This window comes from Gordonia rhizosphera NBRC 16068, from assembly GCF_000298195.1.
Taxonomy (GTDB): domain Bacteria; phylum Actinomycetota; class Actinomycetes; order Mycobacteriales; family Mycobacteriaceae; genus Gordonia; species Gordonia rhizosphera.
Genome location: NZ_BAHC01000162.1, coordinates 1 through 8,590, shown reverse-complemented (window position 1 = coordinate 8,590; position 8,590 = coordinate 1). Strand labels below are relative to the sequence as shown.

7 protein-coding genes are annotated in these 8,590 nt (G+C 71.0%); 5 read left to right on the top strand and 2 right to left on the bottom strand.

The genetic code is table 11. The annotated features are described in order from the left end of the window. Together GORHZ_RS19990 and dxs are read left to right on the top strand one after the other, a co-directional pair. A partial coding sequence (locus GORHZ_RS19990) for a class I SAM-dependent RNA methyltransferase (protein ID WP_006336178.1) occupies positions 1-1,145 on the top strand: 1,145 nt, incomplete at its 5' end. Positions 1,146-1,310: 165 nt separating this feature from the next. Then, on the top strand, positions 1,311-3,293 hold the full coding sequence (dxs, locus tag GORHZ_RS19985; RefSeq protein WP_051999005.1) for a 1-deoxy-D-xylulose-5-phosphate synthase: 1,983 nt from the start codon (positions 1,311-1,313) through the stop codon (positions 3,291-3,293). 60 nt (positions 3,294-3,353) lie between these two features. On the opposite strand, the gene GORHZ_RS19980 is transcribed toward dxs, so the two are convergent. Both GORHZ_RS19980 and GORHZ_RS19975 read right to left on the bottom strand, forming a co-directional pair. Further along, positions 3,354-4,634 (bottom strand): HRDC domain-containing protein, encoded by a 1,281-nt coding sequence (locus tag GORHZ_RS19980; protein ID WP_006336176.1) that lies wholly within the window; start codon positions 4,632-4,634, stop codon positions 3,354-3,356. Between the two features lie 18 nt (positions 4,635-4,652). Continuing rightward, positions 4,653-5,285, bottom strand: a complete 633-nt coding sequence (locus tag GORHZ_RS19975; protein WP_040532634.1) for a DUF3000 domain-containing protein — start codon at positions 5,283-5,285, stop codon at positions 4,653-4,655. A 69-nt stretch (positions 5,286-5,354) separates the two neighbouring features. On the opposite strand from GORHZ_RS19975, the gene hemE reads away from it, so the two are divergent. Genes hemE through hemQ form a run of 3 tightly spaced genes read left to right on the top strand, consistent with a single transcriptional unit; the run spans position 5,355 to position 8,546 of the window. After that, positions 5,355-6,422, top strand: coding sequence for a uroporphyrinogen decarboxylase (gene hemE, locus GORHZ_RS19970; RefSeq protein WP_006336173.1), 1,068 nt, complete (start codon positions 5,355-5,357; stop codon positions 6,420-6,422). After that, entirely contained in the window at positions 6,422-7,813 is a 1,392-nt protein-coding gene (gene hemG / locus GORHZ_RS19965) for a protoporphyrinogen oxidase (protein ID WP_006336172.1), read from the top strand. Before hemE ends, hemG begins: the two co-directional genes overlap by 1 nt. 37 nt (positions 7,814-7,850) lie before the next feature. Then, positions 7,851-8,546 carry a hydrogen peroxide-dependent heme synthase gene (hemQ, locus tag GORHZ_RS19960; protein WP_006336171.1) on the top strand — a complete coding sequence of 232 codons (696 nt, stop codon included), beginning with the start codon at positions 7,851-7,853 and terminating at the stop codon, positions 8,544-8,546. Positions 8,547-8,590 lie beyond the last annotated feature (44 nt).

Sequence of the window (8,590 nt, the reverse complement as noted above, 5' to 3'; positions counted from 1 at the left end):
CCACCGAGGTCCTCGAGTCGTCGGTGCATCGCGTGGAGCCGGTGTGCGATGCCGCGCGTCACGGCGCGGGGTGCTGTGACCTCGGGTTCATCGAGCAGGCGCACGCACGGATGCTCAAGGGTCGCATCCTGGTCGATGCGCTGGCCAGGATCGGGAAACTCACCGCCGACGATCTCGATGCCGCTGGTGCCGGCGAGGATCTCATGAGATCGCTCGGCGACGACGGCACGCGCTGGCGGGTGCGCACCCGGCTCGGCGTCGACGCGCAGGGTCGTCCCGGCATGCATGCCCTGGGCGGTTCGGCGATCGTCGCCGGCCACCGGTGCGCCGCCCCCGTCGCCGGGATGACCGACGGCCTCGACGCGTTCGCATTCACCCCGGGTGCCGACCTGGCGGTTGCCGCGGACATGGACGGTCGCCGACACATCGTCGAACTGGCCCCGCCCCGTCCCCCCAAGCGCGGGCGGGCACGCGATCGGCGGGGACGGGCACAGGCGGCCCGGCGGAGCCGCGACGCACCGCGCGCCGAACGGGTGATCGACGGGGAGCCGGTCGCCACCCACCAGGTCGGGAACCGGATCTGGCACATCCCGGTCACCGGGTTCTGGCAGGCGCACCGCGAGGCGCCGACGGCCTACGCGCACGCGGTCGTCGACATGCTCGCCGCCGCGAGCCTTCCGCGGCATGACGCCGGGATGGTCGCCTGGGACCTGTACGGCGGCGCCGGCGTGTTCGCGGCCGCACTGCTCGACGCGGCGACCCTCGGGCCGGTGCGGTCGGTGCACGTGGTCGAGTCCGACGCGACGGCGCTGGCGGCGGCTGCACAGACCTTCGACGGTGACGACCGCCCCGTTCTGCATCGCGGGGAGGTGACTGCGGTGGTGGGTGACCTCCCGTCGCCGGATGTGGTGGTGCTCGATCCGCCGCGCACCGGCGCCGGCCCGGCGGTCATCGACGCGATCGCGGACGCCGATCCCGCCGCGATCGTCCATGTCGGGTGTGATGTCGGTCGGTTCGCGCGTGATCTCGCACTCTTCGCCGAACACGGTTACCGGCCCCGCGAGATCAGGGCGTTCGATGCGTTTCCGCAGACACATCACGTGGAGGCCGTCGCATGTCTCGTGCCGGAACGCCGTCGCGGGTGACCCGCGCGTCCGGGCAGGGTGTGCGCCCGGCCGATCAGTGTCGGCAAGGTCCGTAGACTGTCCGGAAAGGCAAGGCACCGCGCCCGCACCCCGGGCGCCCCCGGTGCACCGATCGGCCGGACCCGGCACGGTCGTGGTCCGGCGGACTGGATGATGGAGGACTCGATGGGGCTGCTGGACACGATCGGTTCGCCGGCCGACCTGCGGACGCTGTCGGACGCCGAGATGGTCACCCTGGCGGACGAGATCAGGGAGTTCCTGATCGAGAAGGTGTCGGCCACCGGTGGGCATCTCGGGCCGAATCTCGGTGTGGTGGAACTGACCTTGGCGTTGCACCGCGTCTTCGACTCGCCGCATGACCCGATCCTCTTCGACACCGGCCACCAGTGTTACGTGCACAAGATCGTCACCGGCCGCAAGGACGGTTTCGACAAACTGCGGCAGAAGGACGGCCTGACCGGCTATCAGGAACGCTCGGAGAGCGAACACGACTGGGTCGAGTCCTCGCACGCCTCGGCGGCGCTGTCGTATGCCGACGGGCTGTCGAAGGCGTTCGAACTCGACGGGCGCGACGACCGGACCGTGGTCGCCGTCGTCGGCGACGGCGCACTGACCGGTGGCATGTGCTGGGAGGCGCTCAACAACATCGCCGCCGAGGATCGTCCCGTGGTCATCGTCGTCAACGACAACGGGCGCTCCTACGCCCCGACCATCGGAGGTCTGGCCAGCCACCTGTCGGGGCTGCGCCTGCAGCCCGGCTACGAACGCTTCCTCGACGAGAGCCGCAAGGTGGTCAAGCAGGTACCGGTGGTCGGCCCGCCGACCTACGCCGTCCTGCACGGCGTGAAGAGCGGTCTGAAGGACCTGCTCGCGCCACAGGCCATGTTCACCGATCTCGGACTCAAGTACGTCGGTCCCGTCGATGGTCACGACATCGGGGCGCTCGAGGCGGCCTTGCGTCGGGCGCACGCGTTCGGTGGACCGGTGATCGTGCACACCGTCACCCGCAAGGGGATGGGCTACGCACCCGCGGAGAACCACGAAGCCGACCAGATGCACTCGACCGGCATCATCGACCCGCGTACCGGCCGGGCCACCAGCGTCGCACCGCAGGACTGGACATCGGTGTTCTCGGCGGCGCTGGTGGAGGCCGGCGGTCGCCGCGGCGACGTCGTCGCGATCACCGCGGCGATGCCCGGACCCACCGGTCTGAGCGCCTTCGGTGAGCGTTTCCCGGATCGCCTGTTCGACGTGGGCATCGCCGAGCAGCACGCGATGACGTCGGCGGCGGGCCTCGCCCTCGGCGGCAAACATCCGGTGGTCGCGATCTATTCGACGTTCCTCAACCGGGCGTTCGACCAGCTGCTGATGGATGTGGCGCTGCTGCGGCTGCCGGTGACCCTGGTCCTGGACCGGTCGGGAATCACCGGCCCGGACGGTCCCAGTCACCACGGCATGTGGGATCTGTCGCTGCTGTCGCTGGTCCCCGGCATGCGGGTGGCCGCGCCTCGCGACATCGTGCGGCTGCGTGAGGAGTTCGGCGAGGCGCTCGCCGTGGACGACGGACCCACCGCGCTGCGCTTCTCCAAGGGCGCCGTGCCCGAAGACATCCGGGCGGTGGAACGGCTCGACGACGGTGTCGACGTGTTGTTCCGGGCGGCACCCGGGATGGGCCCGGCGGCCGGCGACGTGCTCATCGTGGCGGTCGGCGCGTTCTGCGGGCTCGCGATGGACACCGCCGAACGGCTCGGCCGTCAGGGGATCGACGCGACGGTCATCGACCCCCGGTGGGTGCTGCCCGTCCCTGAATCGGTGGCGGCGCTCGCTGCCCGGCACCGGCTGGTGGTGACCCTCGAGGACAACGGCGTACGCGGCGGTGTCGGCGCGGCGGTCAGCGATGCGCTGTCGGCGGCCGACGTGCTGGTGCCGGTGCAGCATCGGGGCATCCCGCAGCGGTTCGTCGAGCACGCCTCGCGAGGCGAACTGCTCGCCGAATTCGGTTTGACCGCACAGGATCTCGCGCGGACCATCACCGCGACCGTCGCGGGTATGGAGTCGGCGCCGGGCCTCGACACGACGGGGTTGTCGTCGGGCGAGGCCGATGTGTCGCCGACGGATGATGTGACCAGCACACCCGAATCAGACTGAGTTCACCCTCCACCCTCCACACTCCGATCAGCCGGAGGCGGGGGATCACTCGGGGTCGGATCACTCGGTGCCGGGTTGCTCGACGGTGTTGAGCGCCTCGGCGATGGCGCCGGCGACCAGATCCCGCTGCCACGGACGGGCCCCACCGGCCGCGAGGCGGCGGCCCACCGATTCGGGGTTCGCCGGCAACTCGACTCCCTCCCAGCACAGCTGCCGCACGAGATCGGGCGCGAGGAGATTCTCCACCGGGACCCGTTGGGTGTCGGCGACGTCGCGGATCACCGGACGAACCTTCGCGGCGCGTGCGGCGGCCTCCGGGTTGCGCTGATCCCACCGGTTGAAAGGGGGCAGACCCACCGTCGGTGCCTTGCGGGAGGGTAGCTCGCTTTCCTCGAGTTCCCGGGCCCGCTGCAGGGCGGCGAGCCACACCCGCGCCTGGCGACGTTGACGCGGGCCACCGTAGATCGGGAGACGGGTCAGTTCGTCGGCCGACTTCGGGTTCGCCGTCGCCGCCGTGACGATCGCCGAGTCCGGCAGGATCCGTCCCGGCGCCACATCGCGACGCTGCGCGAGCTCCTCGCGCGCCGTCCACAGTTCCCGGACCGCTGCGAGCGCCCGCGAGCTCTTGACGGCGTGGATGTTCGACGTCTTGCGCCAGCGGTCGGGGCGCGGCGGGGTCGGTGGACGGTCGAGGATGTAGGCGAACTCCTGGCGCGCCCACTCGTCCTTGCCGGCCTCGGTCAGTGCCGCGTGCACCGCGTGGCGCAGATCGACGAGCACCTCGACGTCGAGCGCCGCATAGTTCAGCCACTCGTCGGGGAGCGGGCGCCGGGACCAGTCGGCGGCCCCGTGACCCTTGACCAGGCCGAAACCGAGGAAGTCGGCGACCATCGCGGCGAGGTTGACCTTGCCCGCCCCCAGCAGGCGGCCGGCGAGTTCGGTGTCGAACAGGGTGTCGCAAACGAAGCCGAGTTCCCGCAGGCAGGGCAGGTCCTGGTCGGCGGCGTGCAGCACCCATTCGGGGCCCTTGAGCGCCTCGATGACCGGTGCGAGTCCTTCGGGTTCGGCGATCGGGTCCAGCAGAAAGGTGCCGGCGCCGGTGCGACGGATCTGGATGAGGTAGGCGCGCTGGGAGTAGCGATAGCCCGACGCGCGTTCGGTGTCCACCGCGATCGGACCCTCGCCACCCGCGATCTGCATCGCGGCCTCGTCGAACTCGGTGGTCGTCGTCAGGACCGGTGGCACCCCGCCGGCAGGGTGCAGGAGAGGAACGGTGGCCGGCTCGGCCGCGTCGTCGTCGGCGGTGGGTGATCCCCGCCTCGGATCGTCACCGCTGGTCATGATCGGTCCGTATCCCGCTCAGGCCGGACCCAGTTCGGTGACGCCGACGGGAGGCAGGCCGGAGGCCGACGACAACACGTCGCAGAAGGCCTCCAGATGTCCGGCGAGTTCGGGTCCGGTGGCCGTCCAGGACGCCCGCAGCTCCAGCTGGTGGGCGCGCGGCGGGCCGGCGATGTCGCCGTAGCGCACCGACGTCGTGGAGGTGACGGTGCCGCCCAGCGCGGTGACCTCGATGGAACGTCCCGACGACGACACGTCGGGTTCGCTCGCGGTCTTGCCCGGGGGTACCCCCAGCGCATCCGAGAGCCAGCTCCACGCCACCTCGGGCAGCAGCGGATCCATCGCGAGGGCGGCCTCGACCTCGGCCTGGACGTAGGCAACCAGCCGCATCGTGCCGTTCCAGGCGTCCTGACCGGCCGGGTCGTAGAGCAGGATCAGGCGGCCGAACGAACTGCCGGTCGAATCCACGGGGATCTCGTCGGTATCGTCGCCGGTGCGGACCTCGGCGCCGACGGCATAGCTGTAGGGAGCCAGCCGCTGCGGCGGACGGATAGGCCCGACCTCGATCTCCGGCCGGATCCGCGCGGCGTGCAGCGATGCGACTGCGGCGCGGAAGTCAGCAGGCTCCGTCGGAGCTCCAGAAGAGGTCACCACTCGACGGTAGGACCGGCCACCCCACCGACGTCGGAGGCGCGCCGACACATGGCAGAGTATGGACTGATGTCCGAGACAACCCGATCCCGAAGCCGCCGCGCCCACCATCGCCCGCTGGTAGCCGCCGCGACCGGTGAGACGCCCAGCCGCAGGCCGGTGTGGTTCATGCGTCAGGCCGGCCGTTCCCTGCCCGAATACCGCGCCATCCGCGCCGACCACGGCATGCTCGAGTCGTGTTTCGATCCGGAACTCGTCTGCGAGATCACCATGCAGCCGGTCCGCCGGCACGATGTGGATGCCGCCATCCTGTTCTCCGATATCGTGGTGCCGCTCAAGGCTGCAGGTGTGGATCTCGACATCGTCGCGGGTACCGGGCCGGTCATCGCGCACCCGGTGCGCTCGAGCGCCGACGTCGCAGCGTTGCCGCGGCTGGAGGCGGAGTCGGTGGGCGCGATCGCCCGGGCGATCGAGCTCCTGCTGGCCGAACTCGCCGAGACGACCGCGCTGATCGGGTTCTGCGGAGCCCCGTTCACCCTGGCGTCCTACCTCATCGAGGGCGGGCCCAGCCGCAACTACGAGCGCACCAAAGCGCTGATGCACGGCGATCCCGACACCTGGCATGCGTTGATGGGTCGGCTCACCGACATCACGATCACCTTCCTGCGCACGCAGCTCGATGCCGGGGTCGACGCCGTCCAGGTGTTCGATTCGTGGGCGGGCATGCTGTCGCGGGACGACTACCGGACCTACGTGGCGCGTCACAGTGCCCGGGTGTTCGCCGAGGTGGCGTCCTATCGGGTGCCCCGCATCCACTTCGGGGTGGGCACCGGTGAACTGCTCGGCGCGATGTCGGAGGTGGGTGCCGACGTCGTCGGCGTCGACTGGAGGGTGCCGCTCGACGAGGCGGCGCACCGCATCGGGCCGGGCAAGGCGGTACAGGGCAACCTCGACCCGACGCTGCTGTTCGCCGGTCCCGACGTCGTCGACCGCGAGGTCCGTCGCGTCGTCGCCGACGGGGAACGCGCGATCGGTGTGGGGGCCGTGGGACACATCTTCAACCTCGGCCACGGGGTCCTGCCGGGCACCGACCCGGATGTGCTGACGCGCGTCGTCGAACTCGTCCACAGCCTCTGATGTCGGTGCGGGTCACCGTCGTCGGCGGAGGAGTCTCCGGTCTGACCGCCGCGTACCGGCTGCGGCAGGCATTGGGACCCGACGCGCAGATCGACCTCTACGAGGCGGATGACCGTCTCGGCGGAATCCTCTACACCCGGACCGTCGGTGACCGGGCGGTCGACGTCGGTGCCGAGGCGTTCATCGTGCGACGGCCCGAGGCGCTGGACCTGGTGACCGAACTCGGTCTCGCCGACCGGGTCGTCTCGCCGACGAACCGCCGTCCCGCGGTGTGGGCCGGCGGTCGGCTGCACCCGCTACCCGCCCCCGCGCTGATGGGTATCCCGGCCTGCCCGGAAGCCGTTGCCGGACTCGCAGATCCACGTGATGTGCAGCGGATCGCGACCGAACCCGACCGACCCTGGCGCTGGGACCCGGGCGCGGACCCGTCGGTGGGCGAACTCGTCGCCGACCGGTTCGGGCCCTCGGTCGTGGCGCGCAGTGTGGACCCCATGCTCGGCGGGGTGTACTCGAGCCTGGCCGACGACATCGGTCTGCGCGAGGCGCTGCCGGCGCTGGCGGTCCGCCTGGACGCCGGCGCCGCCGGTCTGACGGCCGCGGTAGGGGAGCTGACCTCGGCCGGGGCCGGTGGCGGGCCGGTGTTCGGGACGCTCGTGGGCGGCTACCGGGTGCTCGTCGACGCGCTCGTCGACGCCGCGCGGATCGTCCCGCGGCGCTCGAGGCGCGTCGTCGGGCTGGCGGCGCGCCCCGGCGGGTGGACGGTGGACGTCGCCGGCGTCGGGACCACCGACTACGACGGCGTGGTGGTGGCGCTGCCGGCCCCGCAGGCCGCTCTGCTCCTGCGGGGCGTGGCACCCGATATCGCGGCTCCGCTGGCGGCGGTACAGCCGGCGTCGTCGCTGGTCGTGTCCATCGCGCTGGCCCCCGGCACACCGCTTCCGGACCACTCAGGAGTGCTGGTGGCGACCGGAGAGGACCTGCGCGCCAAGGCGTTCACGTTCAGCTCTCAGAAGTGGGCCCATCTGAGCGGCGGTGGTTCGGTGTCGGTGCGGGCCTCCTTCGGCCGGTACGGCGCACCCGTCCCCGACGACACGGCCGAGCCCGCCGTCGAGGACCGCATCCGCACCGAGGCCCTCGAGGATCTCGACGAGGTGTGCCGTGCGGCGGGTGTGCCGGCGCCGTCGGGGCGGGTGACCGACCTGGTCGTGCAGCGCTGGACAGGTGGCCTGCCGGTGTACGCGCCCGGTCACCTCGCGGTGATGGACGACCTGCTCGGCGTCCACCCGGCCCGCCTCGCGCTGGTCGGTTCGACCTACGCCGGTGTCGGTGTCCCGGCGTGTATCGGCCACGCCGGCCGCGCGGTGACCGCGCTGGTCGCCGACCTGACCTGACTGACCACCCACGCGATGCCGGTGGCACGATGAACACATGAGCCGCTTGGACTACGCAGAACTCAACGCCACCATCCGCTACCTGATGTTCTCGGTGTTCGCCGTGCGTGCCGGAGAATTGCCCGCCGACCGCGACGAGGCGAAGTCGGATGCCACCGATTTCTTCAAGTCGCTCGAGGATTCGGGTGTGGTGGTCCGCGGTGTCTATGACGTGTCGGGTCTGCGCGCGGACGCCGATTTCATGATCTGGTGGCATGCGGAGACCGTCGAGCAACTGCAGGCCGCCTATGCGCGGTTCCGCCGCGAGACGATCCTCGGCGGCGCTTGCGACCCGGTCTGGAGCAACGTCGCGCTGCATCGTCCCGCCGAGTTCAACAAGAGTCACATCCCGGCGTTCCTCGCCGGTGAGGAACCGGGCAACTACATCTGCGTCTACCCGTTCGTGCGGTCCTATGAGTGGTATCTGCTCCCCGACGAGGAGCGCCGCAAGATGCTCGCCGACCACGGCAAGGCCGCCCGCGCCTACAAGGACGTCCGCGCCAACACCGTGTCGTCCTTCGCGCTCGGCGACTACGAGTGGCTGCTGGCCTTCGAGGCGCCGGAACTGCATCGCATCGTCGACCTGATGCGCGATCTGCGCGCGACCGAGGCGCGGCTGCACGTGCGTGAGGAGACCCCGTTCTTCACCGGTCCGCGGGTGGAGCCGACGGCGCTGATCGACGCGTTGCCCTGAGTTCGCGTCTCGGATCGGGATCTCGATACGCCCTCGCCCGACGG

What these genes read in the sequence shown, in the direction of transcription:
- hemG (WP_006336172.1), top strand. Translation starts at nt 6,422, where the DNA reads ATGTCGGTGCGGGTCACCGTCGTCGGCGGAGGAGTCTCCGGTCTGACC.
- GORHZ_RS19980 (WP_006336176.1), bottom strand. Translation starts at nt 4,634, where the DNA reads ATGACCAGCGGTGACGATCCGAGGCGGGGATCACCCACCGCCGACGAC.
- hemQ (WP_006336171.1), top strand. Translation starts at nt 7,851, where the DNA reads ATGAGCCGCTTGGACTACGCAGAACTCAACGCCACCATCCGCTACCTG.
- dxs (WP_051999005.1), top strand. Translation starts at nt 1,311, where the DNA reads ATGGGGCTGCTGGACACGATCGGTTCGCCGGCCGACCTGCGGACGCTG.
- hemE (WP_006336173.1), top strand. Translation starts at nt 5,355, where the DNA reads ATGTCCGAGACAACCCGATCCCGAAGCCGCCGCGCCCACCATCGCCCG.